Source organism: Rhizobium favelukesii (assembly GCF_000577275.2).
In the GTDB taxonomy this organism is placed as follows: Bacteria; Pseudomonadota; Alphaproteobacteria; order Rhizobiales; family Rhizobiaceae; genus Rhizobium; species Rhizobium favelukesii.
In genome coordinates, this window is the sequence record NZ_HG916852.1 from 2,921,852 (window position 1) to 2,943,944 (window position 22,093).

Annotated in this window: 21 protein-coding genes; 9 read left to right on the forward strand and 12 right to left on the reverse strand. The window is 60.0% G+C overall.

The genetic code is table 11. The features are described from left to right. The first annotated feature begins 197 nt into the window (after positions 1-197). On the forward strand, positions 198-1,010 hold the full coding sequence (locus tag LPU83_RS53035; protein WP_024313915.1) for a DUF2076 domain-containing protein: 813 nt from the start codon (positions 198-200) through the stop codon (positions 1,008-1,010). A 168-nt stretch (positions 1,011-1,178) separates the two neighbouring features. Next, a complete protein-coding gene (locus LPU83_RS53040; protein ID WP_024313916.1) occupies positions 1,179-1,985 on the forward strand; it encodes a glycosyltransferase family 25 protein in 807 nt (268 codons plus the stop codon). A gap of 82 nt (positions 1,986-2,067) precedes the next feature. Here LPU83_RS53040 and queF read toward each other — a convergent pair whose 3' ends face one another. From queF to LPU83_RS53075, 7 genes are all read right to left on the reverse strand, one after another. Beyond that, on the reverse strand, positions 2,068-2,532 hold the full coding sequence (queF, locus tag LPU83_RS53045) for a preQ(1) synthase (protein WP_024313917.1): 465 nt from the start codon (positions 2,530-2,532) through the stop codon (positions 2,068-2,070). Then, entirely contained in the window at positions 2,533-3,447 is a 915-nt protein-coding gene (gene emfA / locus LPU83_RS53050; protein ID WP_024313918.1) for a CDF family cation efflux transporter EmfA, read from the reverse strand. A 226-nt stretch (positions 3,448-3,673) separates the two neighbouring features. Further along, complete coding sequence (locus LPU83_RS53055) at positions 3,674-4,384, reverse strand: DUF2161 domain-containing phosphodiesterase (RefSeq protein ID WP_024313919.1); 711 nt, start codon at positions 4,382-4,384, stop codon at positions 3,674-3,676. Positions 4,385-4,399: 15 nt separating this feature from the next. Next, positions 4,400-4,636: a hypothetical protein gene (locus LPU83_RS53060; protein WP_024313920.1), complete on the reverse strand. Its 237-nt coding sequence runs from the start codon at positions 4,634-4,636 to the stop codon at positions 4,400-4,402. Positions 4,637-4,817: 181 nt separating this feature from the next. Further along, complete coding sequence (locus LPU83_RS53065; protein WP_024313921.1) at positions 4,818-5,558, reverse strand: TIGR02117 family protein; 741 nt, start codon at positions 5,556-5,558, stop codon at positions 4,818-4,820. A gap of 58 nt (positions 5,559-5,616) precedes the next feature. Next, positions 5,617-7,806 (reverse strand): anthranilate synthase, encoded by a 2,190-nt coding sequence (locus LPU83_RS53070; protein WP_024313922.1) that lies wholly within the window; start codon positions 7,804-7,806, stop codon positions 5,617-5,619. Between the two features lie 262 nt (positions 7,807-8,068). Further along, positions 8,069-10,192, reverse strand: a complete 2,124-nt coding sequence (locus LPU83_RS53075) for a TonB-dependent receptor domain-containing protein (RefSeq protein ID WP_024313923.1) — start codon at positions 10,190-10,192, stop codon at positions 8,069-8,071. 265 nt (positions 10,193-10,457) lie between these two features. Here LPU83_RS53075 and LPU83_RS53080 point away from each other — a divergent pair, with 265 nt between their 5' ends. After that, entirely contained in the window at positions 10,458-11,309 is an 852-nt protein-coding gene (locus LPU83_RS53080; RefSeq protein WP_024313924.1) for an extensin-like domain-containing protein, read from the forward strand. Positions 11,310-11,446: 137 nt separating this feature from the next. Here the strand turns inward: LPU83_RS53080 and LPU83_RS53085 are convergent, their stop codons facing one another. Both LPU83_RS53085 and LPU83_RS53090 read right to left on the reverse strand, forming a co-directional pair. Beyond that, the gene (locus LPU83_RS53085; protein WP_024313925.1) at positions 11,447-11,704 is read right to left on the reverse strand and encodes a hypothetical protein; all 258 of its coding nucleotides are present in this window, start codon (positions 11,702-11,704) and stop codon (positions 11,447-11,449) included. Between the two features lie 57 nt (positions 11,705-11,761). Continuing rightward, positions 11,762-13,441: a formate--tetrahydrofolate ligase gene (locus LPU83_RS53090; protein WP_024313926.1), complete on the reverse strand. Its 1,680-nt coding sequence runs from the start codon at positions 13,439-13,441 to the stop codon at positions 11,762-11,764. A gap of 511 nt (positions 13,442-13,952) precedes the next feature. On the opposite strand from LPU83_RS53090, the gene LPU83_RS53095 reads away from it, so the two are divergent. Continuing rightward, complete coding sequence (locus tag LPU83_RS53095) at positions 13,953-14,678, forward strand: helix-turn-helix transcriptional regulator (protein ID WP_024313927.1); 726 nt, start codon at positions 13,953-13,955, stop codon at positions 14,676-14,678. A gap of 9 nt (positions 14,679-14,687) precedes the next feature. On the opposite strand, the gene LPU83_RS53100 is transcribed toward LPU83_RS53095, so the two are convergent. The 3 genes from LPU83_RS53100 to LPU83_RS53110 form a co-directional block, all read right to left on the reverse strand. Further along, positions 14,688-15,809 (reverse strand): DUF2333 family protein, encoded by a 1,122-nt coding sequence (locus LPU83_RS53100; RefSeq protein ID WP_024313928.1) that lies wholly within the window; start codon positions 15,807-15,809, stop codon positions 14,688-14,690. A gap of 106 nt (positions 15,810-15,915) precedes the next feature. Next, positions 15,916-16,989, reverse strand: coding sequence for a hypothetical protein (locus tag LPU83_RS53105; protein WP_024313929.1), 1,074 nt, complete (start codon positions 16,987-16,989; stop codon positions 15,916-15,918). Between the two features lie 93 nt (positions 16,990-17,082). Beyond that, the gene (locus LPU83_RS53110) at positions 17,083-17,685 is read right to left on the reverse strand and encodes a thymidine kinase (RefSeq protein WP_024313930.1); all 603 of its coding nucleotides are present in this window, start codon (positions 17,683-17,685) and stop codon (positions 17,083-17,085) included. A 235-nt stretch (positions 17,686-17,920) separates the two neighbouring features. Between LPU83_RS53110 and LPU83_RS53115 the strand changes: the two genes are divergently transcribed. The 5 genes from LPU83_RS53115 to LPU83_RS53135 all read left to right on the forward strand — a co-directional run bounded on the left by LPU83_RS53115 (position 17,921) and on the right by LPU83_RS53135 (position 22,043). Then, a complete protein-coding gene (locus tag LPU83_RS53115) occupies positions 17,921-18,874 on the forward strand; it encodes a choline ABC transporter substrate-binding protein (protein WP_024313931.1) in 954 nt (317 codons plus the stop codon). Positions 18,875-18,950: 76 nt separating this feature from the next. Continuing rightward, positions 18,951-19,796 (forward strand): choline ABC transporter permease subunit, encoded by an 846-nt coding sequence (choW, locus tag LPU83_RS53120; RefSeq protein ID WP_024313932.1) that lies wholly within the window; start codon positions 18,951-18,953, stop codon positions 19,794-19,796. After that, positions 19,793-20,845: a choline ABC transporter ATP-binding protein gene (choV, locus tag LPU83_RS53125; RefSeq protein ID WP_024313933.1), complete on the forward strand. Its 1,053-nt coding sequence runs from the start codon at positions 19,793-19,795 to the stop codon at positions 20,843-20,845. The genes choW and choV overlap by 4 nt, the downstream gene beginning before the upstream one ends. Before the next feature lie 31 nt (positions 20,846-20,876). Beyond that, positions 20,877-21,629 carry a HugZ family pyridoxamine 5'-phosphate oxidase gene (locus tag LPU83_RS53130; RefSeq protein WP_024313934.1) on the forward strand — a complete coding sequence of 251 codons (753 nt, stop codon included), beginning with the start codon at positions 20,877-20,879 and terminating at the stop codon, positions 21,627-21,629. A 96-nt stretch (positions 21,630-21,725) separates the two neighbouring features. Next, the gene (locus LPU83_RS53135; RefSeq protein ID WP_024313935.1) at positions 21,726-22,043 is read left to right on the forward strand and encodes an ArsR/SmtB family transcription factor; all 318 of its coding nucleotides are present in this window, start codon (positions 21,726-21,728) and stop codon (positions 22,041-22,043) included. Positions 22,044-22,093 lie beyond the last annotated feature (50 nt).

A 22,093-nucleotide genomic window follows, 5' to 3' on the forward strand; every position in this document is an offset into this window, starting at 1 on the left:
TCGAATTCGGGTTCCCCGCACATAGTGCGACTCCATGCGTAAAACAATGCGGGAAAAAGACAAGCCACGGAACGGATGAAGATATGGTTAGGCAGCCCGGCGGCTTACCGAAATGTAACTTGGCGCGGCTTTGAAAAGTCGAAATCCGTTCCTACGTCATCCCTAGCGCAAATCGCCAGCAACAGAGGAGACCGGCCATGTCACCTGAAGAACGCCAATTGTTGACCGCCCTTTTCGAGCGCGTCCGCACCGCATCGGCAACGCCGCGTGACCATGACGCCGAAGCGCTGATCGATCAGGGAACGCGCGAGCAACCGTATGCCACCTATTATCTGGCGCAGGCTGTGATCGTGCAGGAAAAGGGCCTCGAAGCGGCGGCCAATCACATCAAGCAGTTGGAAGAGCGCATTCGTCTGCTCGAAGCCGACCAGAGCGAATATCACAAGGCTGAACAGGGCGGCGGCTTCTTGAGCTCGATCTTCGGCAGCAGCCAGAGCCCGCAGCAGCCGGCGTCCCCCCCGCCTTCCTCAGGAGGCCCATGGGGAAGCGCCCCGCGCCAGCAGATCCAGCAGGATCGCGGCTTCGACACTGCCCCGCGCGCCATGCCACAGCAACCGACCGGGCCCTGGAGCCCGCAGGCGGCGGCGCCCTCCGCAGGCGGCAGCTTCCTGCAGGGAGCGCTCGGCACCGCGGCAGGCGTCGCAGGTGGCATGCTGCTTGCCAACTCGCTGAGCGGGATCTTCGGGAGCCACATGTCGTCGCTTGGCTGGGGTTCACCGCTTGCCGGCAACAATCCCTTCGGCAACGCGCCGACCGAAGAGACCGTCATCAACAACTACTTCAGCAACGACGGGGACAAGCAGCAGGCAGCTGACAACACCACAAGTAACGATAAAAGCGACGACAACGACGCTGCCGGTCTGCAACAGGCAGACTACGACACCAACGATGACGCCTCTGCCGACAACGATCAATCCGACGTCGGCAATGACGACAGCTTCAACGTCTGAGGCGGTCTGGTTGCCTTCGCTTGGTGCCAGTCTGTCGGTCGCGGCGCACGACGATGCTCCCATCCGTTCTCGGACGTATATCAGCAACCGACAGATCAACCTTGACGAGAGAGGCGGAGTTCTCGATAAGGTCGGAAGCGTTATGACGGTGCAGCAGGCAAGAGCGTAGTGAATATCCTTATTATCAGTCGCAGGTCAGAGCACGAGAGAAGGCATTTTCAGTCTCAACAGATGGCGAGACTTGGATTGGAGTATCGTTTTCTTGATGCGTTTGAAGCAAGCGACCTATCGCCTGAAGACTGCCAGGGAGCCGCGAACAACTGGCCAAGTCCGACGCTTCGCCAGGACATAGCCTGCTTCACCTCGCATAGAATGGCATGGAACGCCGTCGTAGAGCGAAACGAAAAGACAATCATACTGGAAGACGATGCCGTCCTTTCGAGTGATATTGGCGACGTGATAACGACGATCCGCGACCGAGATGACGATTGGAATTGCGTCTACGATCTGGAGTTCGTCCCTCAGCCCCATATCGTGGCAAAGTCGCCGCTTTGGATAGATGATCGCACGGGCCACAAGGCCACGCGCGTCTTTCAAAATCGGCTCGGCCTGGCTGGCTATGTCATCGGCCCGCGAGCAGCCACCAGAATGCTTGAGGATACGAGGACGTATGCGCTGGTCGACGCGCATTTCTGGCATCGATCGTGGGTGACGGCCCTTCAGATCGAACCCGCTCCGGTCGTCCAGCTGCGTTTTATCGGCGACAGCACGGTCAGGGCGGCGCCCTTCCTTCGGACATCCGAAGACGATGCATTCAGGCCAAAGAGCAAGCTGCGCAAGCATTTCATGCGCTTGCGTCTCGAGCTCGTGAAGGCGCGCAATCTTATGCGAGCCGCCCATTTTCGAAGCGAGAAGCGCCAAATCCATATGGATCGCGCCAAGTTCACACTCGCGCCCGACCACGACAAGGTTTGAATTCCGGGACTCCCAGTCAAATCAACCCAGCCGCCGTCCGTTGGCGGCGGGATAACGGTGCTGTGTTGGTCAAACGAACGCCTCAGCCGCGACCGCGATAGGTCGCGACGCCCTGGTCGGGCAGCCACACGTTCTCCGGCGGCTTGCCGGTCTGCCAGAACACGTCGATCGGAATGCCACCGCGCGGATACCAGTAGGCGCCGATCCTGAGCCACTTCGGATCGAGCAGCTCGACCAGCCGCTTGGCGATATAGATCGAGCAATCCTCGTGGAAAGCGCCGTGGTTGCGGAAGGCATGCAGGAACAGCTTCAGCGACTTCGATTCCACCAGCCAGTCGTTCGGAATGTAGTCGATCACGATGTGGGCGAAATCGGGCTGCCCCGTCATCGGGCAAAGCGACGTGAACTCCGGCGCAGTGAAGCGGACGACATAGTCGGTGCCGGCGTGGCTCGACGGCACCCTCTCCAGCACCGCTTCCTCGGGTGATTTCGGAGATTCTGTCTGGCTGCCCAGCATGGACAGGTTGGACACGTCTGTGGTGGGCATTCAAGCCTCCTTGATGACTTTGACGCGGATGCCATGGGCTTTTTCACCCTCAGGCTCAACGTGAATGGCGATGCTGGAGCCCGGATGCGCTGCACGGATGGCATCTTCAAGGCGGTCGCAGATATCGTGCGCCTGCCTTACAGACAGGGCGGCCGGCACGACAAGGTGAAAATCGACGAAGGTGACAGTGCCGGCGCGGCGCGTCTTCAGGTCGTGCACGCCGATGGAGCCCGTGGCGTGCGTGGCGATCGCCTGCATAATCGCCTCTTCCTCATCGGGTGTGACCGCCTGATCCATCAGGCCGCCGATCGAATGCCAGATCACCTTGAAGCCCTGGTAGAGAATGTTGATGGCGACCAGAATGGCGAGCACTGGGTCGAAGATCGCATAACCGGTGGCCAGCGCCAGCAGCAGGCCGGCGAGAACGCCGACGGAGGTGACGACGTCGGACATGATGTGCTGACCATCCGCCGTCAGCGCCGCCGATCGGTACTTGCGTCCGGTCTTGATCAGGAGTTGCGCCCAGACGGCATTGATCACGCCGGCGACAAAGTTGATCGCCAGGCCGAGGGCCGGCGCATCCAGCATCCGCGGATCGGAGAGATGCCCGATCGCCTCATTGACGATCAGCAACGCCGCCACGACGATCAGTGCGCCCTCGGTCACCGCCGAAAAATATTCCGCCTTGTGATGGCCGAAGGGATGATCGTGGTCGGCCGGTTTCTGCGCATAGCGGATGACGAAGAAGGCGACGAAGGCGGCAACGACGTTCACCGTCGATTCCAGCCCGTCCGACAGCAACGCCACCGAGCCTGTCACCCACCATGCGACCATCTTCAAGCCCATGACGCCGAGCGACATCGGGATACCCCAGAGCGCCAGCCGCCGAACCGTAAGACTGCCCTTTTCGTTCATCTTCATCCCCTGCGCAGACATCGGTGCGGATGCGAATGAATTGCAGAAACCAGCCCATTCAAACGCAAAACCGCCCGCGCGAAAATCGCACAGGCGGCCCATGCGGCTCATATGTGTGATGATACCCATTTTGTCAAACAGGATCCGCAAGAAAGATCTCGACGGGTCGCCGTCGCAAACGGCGATCCTGACCGGTCGACGCGAATGCCGGGCGCGACCTCGGTCGCTAAGTACTCTCGGCCGGGCTTGAGGACGTCGATACTGCCGCACTTTCGGCTGTGAAACTGATTGATTGCGGCCAACGGAGGAGTGCCGCTTCGCCGGCTGGCGTCAGGGCATAGACACCCTTCTCCCGCCGTTCGAACCAGCCATACACATTGCCGAGCAGGATCTTCCCCGCATCCGGTGCCAGCGCCTTCATGTCGCGCGGCCGCACGAGCCCTTGATTGAGTACTGCGGCGCAGATGAGCGCCCGCTGGCGATAGGCCGTCATGATCGGCGCACGCGAGCCGCCGCCGACGGCCGGATCGCCGCGTCGGTGCTGATGTTCCTTGACGAGCCGCGACCGGCGCTTCGGATTGGTGCGCGGCATCGGCGAGACGGAACTGACGATGACGCTGACTTGTCCGGTATCGGAAACGCCGAGCATGCCGATCCCCAGCCGACGGCAAAGATCGCGATAGCGCTTGTCCGCCTCGCGGCCTCGTCCCTTGGCCGAAACGCGAGCCGCAATCCACACTTCATCACTCATCACAGCCCGATCGACCGCCTGTAGGACAAGCTCCAGATTGAAGCTGAGCTTCAGCTCACACACCACGACGACGGGCGGCTCACCCTCGCTCAAGCCGACGAGATCGCATCCGCCGATCTCGCCTTTGACGACATAGCCCGCAGCCTCCAGAAAGCTTTTCACCGGCAGGTAGAGCGAGGTTTCCATCATGGGTCGAGGTTATCAGGGGTTGATATCGGCGATGTCACCGTGCCGGACAATGAGCCGCGGCGACGACATATCGCCGGTCTCTTCATCGACCATCACGGCATAGGCCGCGACGCCGACGAAACGCGAGGCCATGGAGGTGGCAATCTTCTCCGCGCTGATGGCATTCGATGCCTGGCGCATCTCGCCCGGCACCAGATTGCCCCGGTTCTTACGGTACGGGAGCACGATAAATTTCTCAGCATTGGCCACGACGTTATTCCTCATTCATCGTTCCCGAAATGTTCTGATTTGTTGCAGGATGTCAATCAGAACCTGCCGGCTCTCGTCGCTGGTGTCCGAACTGCACACTGTCAAGCCGATGCGAGGCGAGGAGCGTGGGCGGCACAAAATCGTCCGCGCCGCCAAGGCGGCAGCCGCGCAAGATCGCAGTTCACGGCAGATTGTCGGAGACGGCTTCATGAGCAAATGCGGCCTGATCATTGTGGAGCCACAGGGAAGCTCTGAGCATCCATGGCAGCGCCGTCCACCACCCGGAAACGAGACCGGCCTGACGCAACGCCGTGGCAGTCCAGGTGTTGCACCCCAGGAAGGCATTGAAATAGCCCTCGGCTTCAAAGAAGGCATCGTTCTCGCCATAGGAGAATCCCGCCAGCGGCATCGGCTTGTCGACCTGCTTCGCGAAACTGCCGAGAACCAACCCGAGCAGGCGCCGGTATCCCTCCGCGCCGACATCGACTGCCACGACGCTCGGGTGATCGAGCGGAATGTCGCCGGCCAGCGAAACATGCATCACGGAATTGTCGGGGCTGAAGCACTTGAAGACCGGCATCGCCTTCAGGTCTGCCCAGGTCGGCGTTTCCGAATAGAACGACCGGCCTGCCCATCCGAGGATGATGTAGCCAAGGTTCGGGTCGTCCAGATCAAGCGCGCCGTCACGAAGGAAGCCGAACCGCGCAAGAGTGTCGGCGTCAACCGGCACGGCGATGTCGCTGTGGATCGGATTGCTGAGGACGAGGATGCGATGACGGACATCTCCCGGGGTCGGATCGTCGCGCCAGATCGGCCTTGGCAATCCGATGCCGGCCGCAGTTGCCGCAGCGATCAGCGCGATGATTTCAGGATCTTCAGGAGCACGCGGCCATCCATAGCCCCGGCGGCATGGCCACCACATTGGCCATGCCGCCGATTATCTCCAAGGAGGCCGAGACGGCCTCGCCTGAAGCGTCGTCTCAGGCCGCCTTTGTCTTTGCCTTGCGCGACAGATGGGCGACGACGTTCTCGATCATCCGCATGCCGGCATCGCCGCCAAGCGTCATGATCGATTCCGGGTGGAACTGCACGGCCGCAATCGGTTCCTTGTCGTGCTCGATGCCCATGATCGTGCCGTCTTCGCTTTCCGCCGTGATGATAAAATCACGCGGCAAGGTCGAGGGATCGGCGAAGATCGAGTGATAGCGGCCGACCGTCACCTCCTTGCCGAGGCCGGAGAAGACGATGCCCGGTTCCAGCACACGGATGCGCGACGGCTTGCCGTGCATCGGCAGCGCCAGATGGCGGAGTTCGCCGCCATAGGCCTCGGCCAGCGCCTGCAGTCCGAGGCAGACGCCGAAGATCGGCAGGTTGCGCGCCCGCGCCTTCTTGATCGTCGCCTTGCAATCGAAATCCTTCGGATTGCCGGGACCCGGCGACAGCACGACCAGATCCGGATCCAGCCGGTCGAAGATCTCGTCCGGCACCGGCGTGCGAACCGTCGAAACGGTCGCGCCGGTCTGGCGGAAGTAGTTGGCCAGCGTATGTACGAAGCTGTCCTCGTGATCAACAAGCAGGATATTGACGCCCTTGCCGACGGCAGCGACGTCGCGGCTGACCTTGCCGGAGTTGCCGGCCCTGGCATCGCGGATGGCGGAAAGCATGGCGGAGGCCTTCAGTTCGGTTTCGGCTTCTTCTTCGTGCGGATCGGAATCGTTGAGCAAGGTCGCCCCTGCCCTGACCTCCGCGATCCCGTCCTTGATCCGAACCGTGCGCAGCGTCAGGCCAGTGTTCATGTCGCCGTTGAAGCCGACCATGCCGATCGCCCCGCCGTACCAGGCGCGCGGGCTCTTCTCATGGCTTTCAATGAAGCGCATCGCCCAGAGCTTCGGCGCGCCGGTTACCGTCACGGCCCAGGCGTGGCTGAGGAAGCCGTCAAAAGCGTCCATGTCGTCGCGCAGCCGGCCCTCGATGTGGTCGACGGTGTGGATCAAGCGCGAATACATCTCGATCTGGCGGCGGCCGATGACCTTCACCGAGCCGGGTTCGCAAACGCGGCTCTTGTCATTGCGGTCGACGTCCGAGCACATCGTCAGCTCGGATTCGTCCTTCTTGGAATTCAGAAGCTTCAGGATCTGCTCGCTATCGGCGATCGGGTCCTCGCCACGCTTGATCGTGCCCGAGATCGGGCAGGTCTCGATGCGTCGGCCGGACACACGCACGAACATTTCAGGCGAGGCGCCGACCAGATACTCCTGGTTTCCAAGATTGATGAAGAAGGAATAGGGCGACGGGTTGATCGCCTTCAGGCGCTTGGAAATGTCGGACGGCTTGCTGTCGCAGCGCTCCATGAATTTCTGGCCGGGCACCACCTCGAAGAGATCACCTTTGCGGAAGCTTTCCTTGGCCTTCACCACCAACTCGGCATACTCGCCGGGGCGATGGTCGCTCTTCGGCGGAATGACGTTGGTGCGCTGGAACGGCTCGGCCGGAATGTCGCCCGCCTTGTCCTCGGTCGAAAGCCCGCTCTTTTCGAAATCGTAACGGTCGATCCAGGCCTTGGCAGAGTAGTTGTCGACGACGAGGATTTCATCCGGCAGATAGAGAACCATGTCGCGCTGGTCGGACGGGCGCGTCAGCTTCAGGTCGATTGCATCGAACTGGAAGGCAAGGTCGTAGCCGAAGGCGCCATAAAAGCCGAGGTTCGCATCCGCCTGCGAATGGAAGAGATCGGTGATAGCGCGCAGCACCGTGAAGATCGTCGGGATCTTCGAGCGTTCTTCCTCGGTAAAGGCGCGCTCCGGCGTCTTCACCGTCAAATCGAGGCGCCGCGCCGTGGAGGCGCCGAGCACCAGATCGGAGACCGTCTTCAAGCGCTCGGTAATGAAGGAGAGGATCACCTCACCGCGCTCGTTGTAGGCCTCGATCCAAACGTCGCGGCCATGGCAAGAAATCCCGAGTGGCGGATCGACGACGGCAGTGTCCCAGCGGGTATAACGGCCCGGATATTCGTAGTTCGACGAAAACACGGCGCCGCGGCGCTCGTCGAGCTTGTCGATATAAGAGGAGACCGCATCGGCATAGGGGATCGCCCGCCGCTGCCGGGTGACGGTAATCCCGCCCCGCGTCTCGTAGATTTCCGCTCCGTCATCCCGAAGGATCGTTACCATTGTTCCACTCCGTTATCGGGGCCCGGATGACAGGCAGCCTTAAAAACAAAAAAGCCGCCTGGCGTTTTCCGGGCGGCTCACTCGTCGTCTTTGGACACGATTGGTCGAGGCCGCCTCAGCGAGCCCACCACCAAACTGCAATGTTCAAGGACGTGTTCATGGGCGAAATTGTTAGCGTGAGATCGGATCGAGCGCAAGAGCCGAATCCGGGAATGAAAAAGGGCGGCCCAATGGCCGCCCTCCACATCTTAATGCCACTGGTTCAGAATCTGGCCTTGGCTGTCACCATGAAGGTACGACCGCGACCGGTGTCGATCGCCGTGCTCTGGATCGTGCTGGAAGCCGGCGTGTAGGTCTTGTCGAAGACGTTCGTCACGCTCGCCGTCAATTCCAGACCATTTTCCCACTTGTAGTTGGCAAAGAGGTCGACAACGCCATAGCCACTCATGAATCGTGGGCGCCCGGCATTCGTTGCATTGATTTGCCCGATGTCAGCCTTTCCGGCAGCGTAGAGGCGCGTGCCGAGTGTCAGGCGTTGATCTTCAAGGAAGCGCCCACCGAGGGTACCGCTGAAGATGTTTTCCGGAAGATAGCTCTGCACACCGAAGCCGTTGACCTGCGACGGAAGATTGGTATCGGTATGGGTATAGGCAAGATCGCCGAAGACGAAGCCCGCGTCGTACGCCGCCTGGATTTCAATGCCGCGAACGTTTGACGTACCGGGGTTGTTGACGAAGAAGGTCTGCCTGCCGCCTCCGGCAAACGCACCGGTGATGTAGTTGTCGATGTTGTCGTTGAAGTAGTTGGCTTTGAAGCGGAAGCTGTCGCCTGCATCCAGAATGCCATCCAGCTTGATGTTGGCGCCGACTTCCCAGCCCTTGGAGGTTTCCGGCTCCAGGAAAGGATTCGGGAAAAAGGTCTGGCCGGTAGAACCGGGGTGTGAGCCGCCAGCGAAGGTTTCATTGAGGGTCGGCGCGCGCTGGGTCTCAGCATACGTCACATAAGGCTGGAACCACTCGGTCGGATTCAGCGCAAAGGTGACACTGGGGTCCAGGCGCCCGTCGGACTTATCGACGCTATAAGGACCGGCCGGCATGCCCAGCGGATTGCCTGCGACGACAGAACCCGAACCGTCAAGATTGAAATGATTGTAGCGCAGGCCAAGCGTCAGATCCGCCATGCCGTAGGTCAACGTGGTTGTGTCGAAGACGCCGAGGATGCCGCTCTTGCCGCTACCGTTGACGCCACCCAAGGGCTGCGTCCGGCTGTTGATCACGTCGTAATCGTCGCGGAAATACTCGACACCATAGTTCGTGGAGACGGCGACGTCGCCAATGTCGAATTTGGAGGTGTTGGAAACGTCGAAGCCAATCCCGGTATCGGTAATCCGGCGACCGGCGGCCGCACCGCCGCCCGTGGCGTTCGTGTCATATTTCATCTCAAGGTGGTTGTAGTAAAAGTCCGTCTTGAAATCGATCAGCTCGTTGTCGCTGGGCGTATAGGCGTAGCTCGCGGCAAACGTCTTGTTCTTCACGTTCTGGAAATAGGAATTCGCGAAGAAGTCGTTGTCGTAGGTGATGCCGCCGAATTTGATCGTGTTTTCCGCATTCGGCGTAATCTCAGCCTTCAGCATGCCGGAAAGCAGATCCTGCTCGGTGAAAGGCACGGTAACGCCGTCGCCGTTCTCGTAGTTGCCCGGATCGCTCTTGCTGATACCGCCAAGGACGGCAAAGACATCATTGAACCGATAGGCGCCAATGGCCGATTCGGACCAACCAAGTTCGTTGGTTCCGACCGTCGCTGAGACGATACCACCGTAGTTCTTGTCGCCCTGGATCAGATCATCGATCTCGTAGGTTCGGAAATTGACTGTCCCGGCCAGTGCACCGCCGCCGATACCGGTGACTGCACCGCGGGTCACGTCGATGCCTGCCAGGAAGGCTGGATCCACATAGGTAAATCCTTGCGCCTCGTGGCCGGTGAAGCGGAAATTCTGGCGAACGCCATCGATCGACATGTTGACGCGGCCGGAGCCTTCGAAGCCGCGAATGTTCACGGCCACCCCCGGGTTCTGAGGATTGTTGGCCGTCGACGTTCCGGGAACACTGCGCAGCAGATCATCAGTGCCCTGACCGGACTGGAGGTTGATCTGGTCCGCGGTGACCGTGCTGAAAGGACCCGCCTTGTTGTAGGGATCGTTGGCCGCCTGCCGGCTGCCCTTCACGATGATTGGCGAGAGGAAGGTATCGCCCTCGTTCTTGGCCTTCTGCTCTTCGGCCGTCTGGGCAGTCGAAGGCGCGCTTTGCGCAAAAGCGATGGCGCAAGGCAAAACAATGGCGAGTGTTGTGCAGGCGAGTAGAACCGAGCGCGAGTGCCGGACGATCATGAAATCAACCCCTTGAGAAAAATATCCACCGGGCTGGCTGGTCGTGACGCGGTTGCGTTCTCGATGGGCTGGCTAGGCTTTCTGGCGACGTTTTTCGCCTTCTTTTTGCCGCATAAAAAACATGAGTTTAATTGTCAATATATCGGGAGCCAGTTATCTTGATTTAATAAATCATATTTTCATCGTAGCGATCAACGTTGCGATATTGCAACGAAAACCGCATCCGCACGTTCCCCTCCCGGGTCAACATACAACGGGTGGATGCGTGAAGAATATCATCGTGATTCTATCGGCACTGGGCTGCATCGGGCTTTTGACCGACGCACGTCTGCCGGACGAGGGCCCTTTTCCGGCGGTCCGTCCAGGTCAATCCAATACTGCAGCGCCCACCCCGCAACTTCCCCCGATACCTGAACCGAAACCGGAGCGAAGCGATGCTGACACGCCGCCCGCCAAACAGGGGCCTCCCGATTTTTCCAACCAGCCGGAAAAGCAGGGGCCGAAACTTCCCTCGCAGCAGACGCTGGAAGAGCAGCATCTGACGATCGCCGCAGAGAGCGATGCCGAGCATTCGGAATGTGAGAGGGAGCTTCAGGTCCTCGGCGTTGTCTTCAAGGATATCGCGCGCATCGACGATGGCAACGGCTGCGGAATCGACAAACCGATCAAGGTTTCCGAGGCTTTGCCGGGAATCAAATTGAAGCCCGAGGCGGTGTTTCGCTGTCCTGTCGCTCTCGCCTTGGCCCGCTGGATGAAGGAAAGCGTCATCCCGGCGGCAAGCGTCGCCGCAAAAGACCAGGGCCACATCGTCGCCGTCAATCAGGCGTCCTCCTATATCTGCCGCCTGCGCAATGGCGCGGAAATCGGCAAGGTTTCCGAGCACGCGCGCGGCAATGCGGTCGACATTGCAAGCTTCAGCTTCGAAAAAGGCAAGGACGTCGCCGTTCAGCCGCGCCGGGAGGATCCAACGCTGATCGGCGCCTTCCAGCGGACGATCAGCGCCGCCGGCTGCCTCTACTTCACGACGGTGCTGGACCCTGAAAGTGACGCAGCCCACGAAACGCACTTCCACCTCGACGTGTTGGAGCGGAACGGAGGATATCGCTACTGTCATTAGCGCGCCGTGCGTTCGAATGGGCGCACAAAGGACGCTCTAACTCTTTGAGCCCCCGCATCGTGCTTTCCGAAAATCGATTCCGATTTTTTCGCCGATGCTGTAGCTGGCGTCGCCACCTTAAAGGCGGATGTACCGGTTCAATGACCTGCGCGCCGCGTGCAGACATAGGGTTTCTTGATGCAGGCGATCGTCGGCGTCGAACAAGCGGCTTTGCCATCGACCACGGCGCAGGTCGAACACTGATCGCTAAATTCCATGCAATCGGGATGACCCTTCATGAAATCGGCCATGCTTTCGGCAACCGCCTGCTCGTCGGCCATAGCGCTGTTGGCGAGCAGCAAAAGGACCGCGGCCGCTGCGAAAGCACAGCGTCGAGTATAGCCACAGAGCGACATCGTCGTTTCCAATCCAAGCCGGGCGAACCGCACTAACGCCTTGCGTTGCTGAAAGGTTCAGAACAACCCCTCGATATAGCCCTGATCATTGAGGTAGATCCGCTCCGCCGAGGGCGATCTCGGCAGGCCGGGCATGGTCATGATTTCGCCGGTGATTGCGACCACGAAGCCGGCCCCCGCCGAGAGGCGGACTTCGCGCACCGGCACGATATGTCCTTCTGGCGCGCCGCGCAGGTTCGGATCGGTCGAAAAGGAGTATTGTGTCTTGGCCATGCAGACCGGCAGGTGCCCGTAACCCTGCTCCTCCCAGGCCAGCAGCTGGTCTCTCACAGCCTTGTCCGCCGTCACCTCGCCCGCGTGATAGATCTTCGAGGCCACGATCTCGATCTTCTCGAACAGGGAGACATCGTCGGGATAGAGCGGCTCGAATCTCGACTGTCCCGATTCCGCAAGTTCGACCACCTTGTAGGCAAGCTCCTCGATGCCGGCAGAACCCTCGGCCCAGTGCCGGCACAGGATCGCCTCCGCCCCCAGGCGGGAGACATACTCCCTCACCGCTGCGACTTCCGCATCCGTATCCGAGACAAAATGATTGATGGCGACGACGACGGGAACGCCGAACTTGCGAACATTGGCGATATGGCGGCCGAGGTTGGAGCAGCCCTTCTTCAGCGCGGCGACATTCTCCGTTCCGAGATCGTCCTTCCTCACCCCGCCATTCATCTTGAGCGCGCGCACCGTCGCAACGATGACGGCGGCATCGGGCTTCAATCCGGCTTTGCGGCATTTGATATCGAAGAATTTCTCGGCACCGAGATCCGCACCGAAACCCGCTTCGGTCACGACGTAGTCGCCGAGCTTCAACGCCGTCTTGGTGGCGATCACCGAGTTGCAGCCATGCGCGATATTGGCAAAGGGGCCTCCATGCACGAAGGCCGGATTGTTTTCCAATGTCTGGACGAGGTTGGGCTGCATGGCATCCTTCAGGAGAACCGCCATCGCGCCGTCCGCCTTCAAGTCGCGGGCATAGACGGCCGTTTTGTCGCGGCGGTAGCCGACGATGATATTGCCGAGACGCTCCTCCAGATCGTTGAGATCCCTGGCGAGGCAGAGAATGGCCATCACCTCGGAAGCCACCGTGATGTCGAAGCCGTTCTGCCTGGGAAAGCCGTTGGCGACGCCGCCCAGCGAGGAGACCATCTCGCGCAGCGCACGGTCGTTCATGTCCATCACGCGCCGCCACGTGACGCGCCTGAGATCGATATCCTGTTCGTTGCCCCAATAGATGTGATTGTCGATCATCGCGGCAAGCAGGTTATGGGCGGAGGTGATGGCGTGGAAATCGCCGGTGAAATGCAGGTTGATGTCCTCCATCGGAATGACCTGCGCATAGCCGCCGCCCGCAGCGCCGCCCTTCACCCCGAAGCATGGTCCGAGCGAAGCCTCGCGGATGCAGACGATGGCCTTCTTGCCGATCCGGTTCAGCCCATCGCCGAGGCCGACGGTCGTCGTCGTCTTGCCCTCGCCTGCCGGTGTCGGATTGATTGCCGTGACGAGGATCAGCTTGCCATCGGGCTTCTCTGCCTGCGCGGCAATGAATTGGGCGCTGAGCTTGGCCTTGTCATGCCCGTATGGCGCCAGTTGCTCGGCCGGAATGCCGAGCTTTGCACCGATTTCGAAGATCGGCTTCTTATCCGCCGCGCGCGCGATCTCGATGTCGGATTTGTATGGTGCCATCCCCGTTTCCCCACTCTTGTCTGCGCGCGATCGGCGCCACATATGTTTCAACGGGATAGCGAAATATGCCGCGACTGTGAATAGTGCACTGGTTGCCCAACGCTCGTCCAAGCCGCTATCAGTCAGACATCGAACCTATCCATTGCGAGGACAAGACATGAAATCACTCGAACTCATTGTCGAGCGCATCATCCTTTCGAGCTGACCAAAAAGCGAAGATAACGGACAAGATCTGATCCCGAAATGATTCGAAAGTCCTTGGCGCCTGGCCGCGGGCGCCCCCGGAATTCCGGCCCGCACGGGCGCTCAGTCGCCTTCGCACAGATGGAATGGTCCATTCCGTCTCCTTGGGTTGCGTTTCCAGCGGGCATGAAAACAACCATAGGCCGATCGCTGTGGTTAAAGTAATACAATTGAAATTAATCACTGCGCGCCGCGCTGTTTGGCACTAGCAAATATATCAGTTTGCATATTCTATTGCGCTGATATGAAGGTAAGCAGGGACGCATTCATGTCTTACATGACGACCTCGGAACGGCAGCTGTCTCTCGTCACGGAGATTTCAGCGGCCAACACCAGGGCCGAATTCGCACAAGCTCTCGTTGGGGCAGCACGCGCTTACGGTTTCCGGCATGTAACCTTGATGCATGCCCCCGCTCCCGAAAGCACTCTTCTCAAAACCCTTCTCATCGAAACCTCGCTTCCATCCGCATACTTCAACCAGTTTGACCGCGCCCGCATCATGCGCTTTCCGACGCTGCCGACGGGAATGGGCGACTCGGCCCTGCCGCGTTCCTGGAACCTTTCCGACAATGCCTGCGACAGTATTTTCCCGGATGAGTTGAGCAAGCTTCTGCGCGCCTTCGGCATACCGACGGGCGTCGCGGTGCCCGCCTATACACGCGACAGTGAGCGAATCCTGTTCTGGCTGGCGGGCGACCGCCAAGCGGTCGGGCAGACGGAGCTCAACGAACTCACCATGGTGACCCTCCATTTGCTCGACGCGTATCACCGCACGAAGCAATCGAAGCTCATGGAACACCCGCCCCTTTCTGCCCGCGAACGGGAGGTCGTCCGCTGGACGGCACAGGGAAAAACGTCGATCGAGATCGGCCAGATCCTTTCGCTATCCGATCACACCGTGAACGCCTATATGACAAGCGCCATCAAAAAGCTCGACTGCGTGAACCGGACGCAGCTTGTCGCCAAGGCGATCCGGATGAAACTGATCAACTGAACAAGGTGCTCAGCGATCGAGTACGGAGCGAATCTCGACGAGATTCGACCGGACGCGAAGAATGTAGAAGCCCATCGTCGCCAGATGGCTCGGCATGATCCAGCCGTCTTCCCGACCGTTGGAAATAATTGCCGGCTGGATCTGCAACGCCGCCTGGAACTGCCTCGTCGTTGCGCTAAAGATTGCGCCCAGATTGCGCTCCGCGACGACTTGGGAAAAGTCGGATTGTGCGGCCGCAAGGATCGCGTAGTAGGCATAAAGCTGACCGTAGGCGAACCAGAAGCGGTCGTCGGCGCGTGTATCGAACCAGCCGCGATGATGGTTCTGCGAGCGGTCGGCGAGCACATCAGAGGTGCTGCCGAGATCGTTGGCGATGCGGTCGACGAACTGGATCAGGTTGTCCGCGCGTCCATCGAAGATCGCGTTGCAGGCGGCTAGGTCGGCATTGAATTTGCGCAGGCTTTCGAGAGCGGAGCGATAATAGCTTGGTGTCGGCGTCTTCGGCCCGAACGGATCAAGTCCGAAATACCAGCTGTACTCGTCGAACTGCAAATTTCCGCGCGCCCTTTGCAGATCGTTGTTGATCCCCGACGTGCCCCGCACGCGGCCAAGCGTATCGACGAGTTCGACCGAGGTGCGACGGACCGCCTGGTTCACGCCACGCTGAAACGACGCCTTGTTGTCGAGGAACGGCGTGTGATCCCAGTCGATGCCGAAGAAGCCGAGACGATAGAGGAGCATGGAGGAGATCCACGCATTCTGATTGACGTTGAAGTCCGTCAGATCGGCGGCGACATCGACGATGGCCGAGCGCTGGCAGGTCTTCGTCGCCGACCCGTCTGTTGTCGGCAGTTCCTGACCGGCGGGAACCTTGCGCTCCGAAAGTCGATACTCGTTCACGAAAGAAGGGTTGAACCCGGACCAGACCTGCGTCTGCCAGATGAAATAGCAATAGAGAACAGCAAGCAGCCCGAGAAAGCCAAGGATCGGCAACCGGACCATCCATGTGCGCTGTACATACCAGCCACGGGCGGCGATAAATGGCCAGAAAGCCCAGGCGAAGAAGATCCGCGCAAAGCGTGCGATGGTCCGGCCGATCAGCCTGAAAAACCCGGCGATCCGGTCGAGCATCGTCTTCTCCTTGCCGTGATCGGCGAACGTTGTTTGCGCACTGACATATGCGCTCGCTCCGGCAAGGACAATATCATGCTGATATTATTGTTTCTTCGGCGAGAGGCTAAGAGCGCAGAAAGCGGAAGCGCAGACGCTTGGAGATTTTCGTCGTATCGATGATCGGCCCGCCGGAGCTTTCCTCCGGCGCCTGCTGGAAGGCCCCGAACTTGCTCGCGAAGACGGCGTCTGCCATCCGCTTGCGATGCTCCAATTCCTGCGGCACCAGCATGTTACGCTCAAACAGTTCAATCGGACCGGCAATGGCGGGAAAGAGTTCGGCTGAAATCTGGACCTTCGAACCCGGAATGTCCGTGTCGACCTGTGCCTGATAGATCAGCAGTCGCTCTTCGGTGTCGATCACCATCTTGCGGCTGAGGGCGTTGCACTGGCCGACCTGGCTATTCAGGGCATCGACGAAAACCTGGAAGAGATTGATGAAGCGTTCGCGGCGCTGGCTATCCTCGCGCATTGCGCGTTCTTCATCGGCAACGCGGCCAGCGTCCGCCTTCAGGGCGCGCCGCTCTTCTTCCATGCGCTCCCATTCGGCCTTGCTTCCGTAAAGGCCAATCCTGCCCTGCGTCGTCAGCGCCCTGGCATTCAATTCCCGGATGCGGAGGCGCGCGATATCGATCTTGTCGACAAGCCGACGGCGCTGCTCGACGACACCGATCAGCCCATGCTCCCCCAACTTATGAAAGTCGATGCCAATCGTGCGGTAGCTCGCGATGACACCCGTGGTGGCATCCGACTTCACCAGCAGGTCGCGCAGCCGCTCCACAACAGGAGCAGCGCGCACCCGCGCGCTATGGCGACGCCACATCCGCTGGCGCGAAAAGCGACCGATGAATCTTTCGCCCGCCGTCAGGCCACGGAAGCTGTCGAGATCCGACGAAACCTTGATCGTCAGCGTATCGAGGACGGAAACGAGTTCCGCGAGGAGATTGGTCAGGCTCGCGCCGTTTGCGACAAACGCCTGGAAGCGGCCGTTCTCGACAAGGAAGCGCTCATCGTCGACCGCGGCCCCATGGCGTGCAAACTCGCTGATGAACTCGACGCAGACCCTGGCTTCAAGACGCAACTGTTCCACGAGCGCTCGCGCGGCTTCCAGCTGCGTGTCGAAGGAAAAAGGCTTGCGCACGGGGACGCCTCCATCAATCGGTTATGGCGAAATGGCTCGGTTATGGCGAAACTAGCGCATAAGCCGCCGAACCGGAATCGATTTGAGGAACGGTCATACCGCTTCGGCGAGCCATTCCCCGTTCATGGCGTCATCCCAATGGCGCCGGCACAGAGACACGTACTTTTCGTTGCCGCCGACATCGATCTGCGCGCCTTCGCGCAGCACCTTTCCTTCTGCGTCGAGGCGTACCACCATCGTCGCCTTGCGCCCGCAATGGCAGATCGTCCGGACCTCGCGCATCTCGTCGGCGATCGCAAGAAGCTCCTCAGACGCGGGAAACAGTTTCCCTTGAAAATCGGTCCTGAGCCCATAGACCATGACCGGAATGTTCATGCGGTCGACGATCCGGGCGAGCTGCCAGACATGTTCGCGCGTCATGAAATGAGCTTCGTCGACGAAGACGCAAGCGATTGGCTCCCCCTCCTTGCTGAGGTCGCCGATCAAGGCCTGCAAGTCCGCTTCCGGTTCGAAGCCGACGGCGCTCGCCTTGAGCCCGATCCGGGAGCCGATAATCCCCTTTCCGACGCGCTCGTCGAAGGCCGCAATCAGCAAAACGACACGCATGCCGCGCTCCTCGTAATTATAGGAGGCCTGCAGCAGCATCGTCGACTTGCCGGCATTCATGGTCGAGTAGTTAAAATAGAGTTTTGCCATCGTTTTCTCCGTCTTTCGCTTTTTGGAAGCTCGAAACTGCGAAGAAAAGTCCCTCATTTTGATAATCACAGGAAAATCGAGGCCAGAAACCGTCAAAACCCTTGAAAACCCGGCATTCCGCGAAAAATGCCCTACGTCGCAATCGGGTACTGCAATGCGGCGCAAACGCGCTCGGGTCGCTTGTAAAACTCGGCTATTGGTGATTGGCTTGGGAACGCAAGACTGGGAGTCAAAAATGAAAACGACAAGCGCATTCAAACTGACCACCGCCACCGCAGTTGCCGCTCTCTCTGTTGCAACAGCAGCATTCGCCGCAGATCCCGATAGCTGCTTGGCCGTGCGTCTTTCAGACGTCGGCTGGACGGACATCACCGCCACCACCGCCACCGCCGCAGTCATTCTGAAGAACCTCGGCTACGAGCCGGATGTTAAGGTTCTCTCGGTTCCGGTCACCTATCAGTCGATGAAAAACAAGGACATCGACGTGTTCCTCGGCAACTGGATGCCGGCCCAGAAGAAGGACGTCCAGCCCTACCTCGATGAAAAGACTGTCGATTCCCTCGGCGTCAACCTCGAGGGCGCCAAGTACACGCTCGCGACCAATGCCAAGGGCGTTGAACTCGGCATCAAGGATTTCGGCGACATCGGCAAGCACAAGGACGAGCTCGACGGCAAGATCTACGGGATCGAGCCGGGCAACGACGGCAACCGCCTCGTCATGACCCTGATCGAAAAGAACGAGATGGGAATGGGCGGCCTTGAACTCGTGGAGTCCTCCGAACAAGGCATGCTGGCGCAGGTCGCCCGCGCCGAAAAGGAAGGCAAGCCGGTCGTATTCCTCGGTTGGGCGCCCCATCCGATGAACGAAAACTTCAAGATGACCTATCTGACGGGCGGCGACAGCACCTTCGGTCCGAACTTCGGTGGCGCGACGGTCTACACCAACACCCGTGCCGGCTACACCACCGAATGCCCCAACGTCGGCAAGTTCATCTCGAACCTGAAGTTCAATCTGGAAATGGAAAACCAGATCATGGGCAAGATCCTCAACGATGGTGAGGATCCGCAGGTCGCCGCGACCGAGTGGCTGAAGGCAAATCCGAACGCAGTCGATCCCTGGCTCGCAGGCATCACGACGAAGGATGGCAAGGACGCCCTTGCCGCCGTGAAGTCGGGCCTTGGCCTTTGAAACTGATGAACGGGGCGGCCCTCGCCGCCCCTTCTTGTTTCACCTCGATCTTTGCTCTTTCGGATAGGCGCGCTCCTTGAATTGGATCACCGACTATAAAATTCCTATTGGCCCGCTCGCCAAATCGACCGTCGATTGGCTGACATCGAGCGGCGAGTGGTTTTTCGACCGGCTTGCATTCTTTTTATCGCACGTTATCAATGCGTTGCTCTTCATTCTGCAAGCCCCGCATCCGCTCATCGTGCTGGCTGCGATCGTTGGGATCGCCTATTGGCTGCGCCGCTCGATCGGCGTCGCGGTCTTCACCCTGCTCGGCTTGCTGCTGATCATGAACCAGGGCTACTGGAAGGAGACGACGGAAACGCTGGCGCTCGTCCTGGCGTCGACGTTCGTCAGCATGGCGATCGGCATTCCGCTCGGTATCGCCGGGGCTCGACGCGCCTGGGTGTTTTCCATCATGCGGCCGGTCCTCGACCTGATGCAGACGATTCCGACCTTCGTGTACCTCATCCCAGCGCTCATTCTCTTCGGCCTCGGCATGGTTCCGGGCCTGATCGCAACCGTCATTTTCGCGATCCCCGCCCCAATCCGTCTGACGCGCCTCGGCATCATCTCGACCCCCTCCTCGCTCGTGGAGGCCGCGGAATCGTTCGGCGCGACGCCAATGCAGGTGCTGCGCAAGGTCGAGCTTCCCTTCGCCATGCCGCAGATCATGGCCGGCCTCACGCAGACGATCATGCTTTCTCTCTCGATGGTGGTTATCGCCGCGCTCGTCGGCGCCGATGGTCTCGGAAAGCCGGTGGTGCGCGCGCTCAATACGGTCAACGTCGCCATGGGCTTCCAAGCGGGTCTCTGTATCGTCATTCTTGCGATTATTCTCGACCGCATGTTCCGTGCGACAGGTGAAGGAGAAGGCGTATGACCGCGGTCCGCTTCGACAACGTCAGCATCGTCTTCGGCGACAAGCCGGAAAACGCCCTCGCCTTGGCCGATCAGGGCAAGAACCGCGACGAGATCGGTGCTGCGACTGGCCTCGTTCTCGGCGTGGCGGATGCCTCGCTCTCGGTTCAGGAAGGCGAGATTTTGGTCCTCATGGGACTTTCGGGCTCCGGCAAGTCGACCCTGCTGCGTGCGGTGAACGGGCTGGCGCCCGTCGTGCGCGGCGAGGTGTCGGTTGCAACGTCGAATGGGCCTTGCAATCCCTACAAGACCACTGCCAAGGGCTTGCGCGACTTGCGCATGCATACCGTTTCGATGGTCTTCCAGCAGTTCGCGCTGCTGCCGTGGCGCACCGTGGCGGAGAATGTCGGCTTCGGCCTTGAGCTTGCAGGTATGGCGGAAGCCGAGCGCAAGAAGCGCGTGGGCGAACAACTCGAACTCGTCAACCTGACGAAATGGGCCGACCGCAAGGTCAACGAGCTGTCCGGCGGCATGCAGCAGCGTGTCGGCCTGGCGCGTGCCTTTGCGACTGGTGCGCCGATCCTTTTGATGGACGAGCCGTTCTCGGCGCTCGATCCGCTGATCCGCACGCGCCTGCAGGATGAGCTTCTCGAGTTCCAGCGGCGGCTGAAGAAGACCATCCTGTTTGTCAGTCACGATCTCGACGAGGCGTTCCGCATCGGCAACCGCATCGCCATCATGGAGGGCGGGCGCATCATCCAGTGCGGCACGCCGCAGGAAATCGTCAAGAACCCGGCCGACCAGTACGTCGCCGATTTCGTCCAGCACATGAACCCGATCAGCATGCTGACTGCGCAGGACGTGATGCAGCCCGGGCTCGGTCATGCAGCGGCGGGCGCCAGCGTCAGCGGCACGGCGCGTGTCGAGACGCCACTGATCGACATTCTCGATGCGCTGTCGCGCCAGCCCGGAAGCATCGGCGTCGTGGAAAACGGCGCCATCGTTGGCACCATCTCGGCGCAGGATATCGTCGAAGGCTTGACCCAGCACCGGCGCAAAGAACAGGCTTGATCCCGCCGTCCGCTTCCGCCAGAAAGTGGACATGAAAGATCAAGCTTCCGTTCTCAGGGAAACGGACGGAGAAGCCCGCAAGCTCGCTCGCACGCTTCTCCGCTCCGCCCGCTACGCCGCAATTGCCGTTCTCGATCCCGCGACCGGCTTCCCCTTTGCGAGCCGCGTCCTGCTCGGCACCGACATCGATGGCGTTCCCGTCATTCTCGTCTCGGGTCTGTCGACGCATACGCGCGCGCTCGACGCCGATCGTCGGGCCTCGCTCCTGACGGGTGAGCCCGGCAAGGGCGATCCGCTTGCCCATGCCCGCCTGACAACCCAATGCCTTGCCGAACCGGTCGAGCGCGACAGCGAGGTCCATGCGCGAATTCGTAGCCGCTTCCTCAACCGCCATGCCAAGGCAAAGCTCTACATCGATTTCCCGGACTTCCGCTTCTTCCGGCTTGTGCCGCAGTCGGCAAGCCTCAATGGCGGATTTGGTCGCGCCTATCTTCTGCAAGGCGACGACCTGACGATTCGATCCTCCGGCAGCGAGGCCGTGGCGGCGCAAGCCGACGCGATAGTGCAAGAATTGCTAGGTAAGCGCCCCGATTTCGCCGCGACGATCGCAGCGGGCCTGAAGGCAGGCAACGGTGATTGGCGCATTTGTGGAGTCGATTGCGCCGGTTTCGATCTGATTTCGGGAGATTTTCTCTTGCGTTTCGAGTTTGACGCCGTCGCGCAAGGGGTTGAGGACGTTTATTCACATATATCTAACATAAAATACGCAATACCTGAAATTTAGCTATATACAATCTTGACGCGGTATTGATAGTTTTCGCCGTCCGGCATTGAGCGGGAACATGCGTTTTTGAAATTAGTTTCACATCGGGAAGAAGATATGGACACAATCGATTTAACCGCCAACGCAAACGTTGCAGCTGCCTTGTTGTCGGCCATGGCAAATCCGAAGAGACTCCTCATTCTGTGCAACCTCGTTAAGGGGGAAATTCCGGTCGGCGCGCTCGCGCAGCAGGTCGGCTTGAGCCAGTCCGCTCTCTCGCAGCACCTGTCCAAGCTGCGCGCGCAGAAGCTGGTAAAGACGCGCCGTGACGCCCAGACCATTTACTATTCCAGCAATTCCGAGCCGGTTCTCAGGATCCTTGAAGCCCTCACCGACATTTATGCCGTTCAGAGCCGCGCAAAGTCTGCGGCGTAAGGACGCGCTGACATAATGTCAGCCTATAAGTCGCGCTGCCGAGGGGATGT

What these genes read in the sequence shown, in the direction of transcription:
- LPU83_RS53130 (WP_024313934.1), top strand. Translation starts at nt 20,877, where the DNA reads ATGAAAGATCAAGCTTCCGTTCTCAGGGAAACGGACGGAGAAGCCCGC.
- LPU83_RS53090 (WP_024313926.1), bottom strand. Translation starts at nt 13,441, where the DNA reads ATGGCACCATACAAATCCGACATCGAGATCGCGCGCGCGGCGGATAAG.
- queF (WP_024313917.1), bottom strand. Translation starts at nt 2,532, where the DNA reads ATGCCCACCACAGACGTGTCCAACCTGTCCATGCTGGGCAGCCAGACA.
- LPU83_RS53135 (WP_024313935.1), top strand. Translation starts at nt 21,726, where the DNA reads ATGGACACAATCGATTTAACCGCCAACGCAAACGTTGCAGCTGCCTTG.
- emfA (WP_024313918.1), bottom strand. Translation starts at nt 3,447, where the DNA reads ATGAACGAAAAGGGCAGTCTTACGGTTCGGCGGCTGGCGCTCTGGGGT.
- LPU83_RS53095 (WP_024313927.1), top strand. Translation starts at nt 13,953, where the DNA reads ATGTCTTACATGACGACCTCGGAACGGCAGCTGTCTCTCGTCACGGAG.
- LPU83_RS53070 (WP_024313922.1), bottom strand. Translation starts at nt 7,806, where the DNA reads ATGGTAACGATCCTTCGGGATGACGGAGCGGAAATCTACGAGACGCGG.
- LPU83_RS53085 (WP_024313925.1), bottom strand. Translation starts at nt 11,704, where the DNA reads ATGTCGCTCTGTGGCTATACTCGACGCTGTGCTTTCGCAGCGGCCGCG.
- LPU83_RS53035 (WP_024313915.1), top strand. Translation starts at nt 198, where the DNA reads ATGTCACCTGAAGAACGCCAATTGTTGACCGCCCTTTTCGAGCGCGTC.
- LPU83_RS53065 (WP_024313921.1), bottom strand. Translation starts at nt 5,558, where the DNA reads ATGTGGTGGCCATGCCGCCGGGGCTATGGATGGCCGCGTGCTCCTGAA.
- choV (WP_024313933.1), top strand. Translation starts at nt 19,793, where the DNA reads ATGACCGCGGTCCGCTTCGACAACGTCAGCATCGTCTTCGGCGACAAG.
- LPU83_RS53100 (WP_024313928.1), bottom strand. Translation starts at nt 15,809, where the DNA reads ATGCTCGACCGGATCGCCGGGTTTTTCAGGCTGATCGGCCGGACCATC.
- LPU83_RS53115 (WP_024313931.1), top strand. Translation starts at nt 17,921, where the DNA reads ATGAAAACGACAAGCGCATTCAAACTGACCACCGCCACCGCAGTTGCC.
- LPU83_RS53110 (WP_024313930.1), bottom strand. Translation starts at nt 17,685, where the DNA reads ATGGCAAAACTCTATTTTAACTACTCGACCATGAATGCCGGCAAGTCG.
- LPU83_RS53075 (WP_024313923.1), bottom strand. Translation starts at nt 10,192, where the DNA reads ATGATCGTCCGGCACTCGCGCTCGGTTCTACTCGCCTGCACAACACTC.
- LPU83_RS53055 (WP_024313919.1), bottom strand. Translation starts at nt 4,384, where the DNA reads ATGGAAACCTCGCTCTACCTGCCGGTGAAAAGCTTTCTGGAGGCTGCG.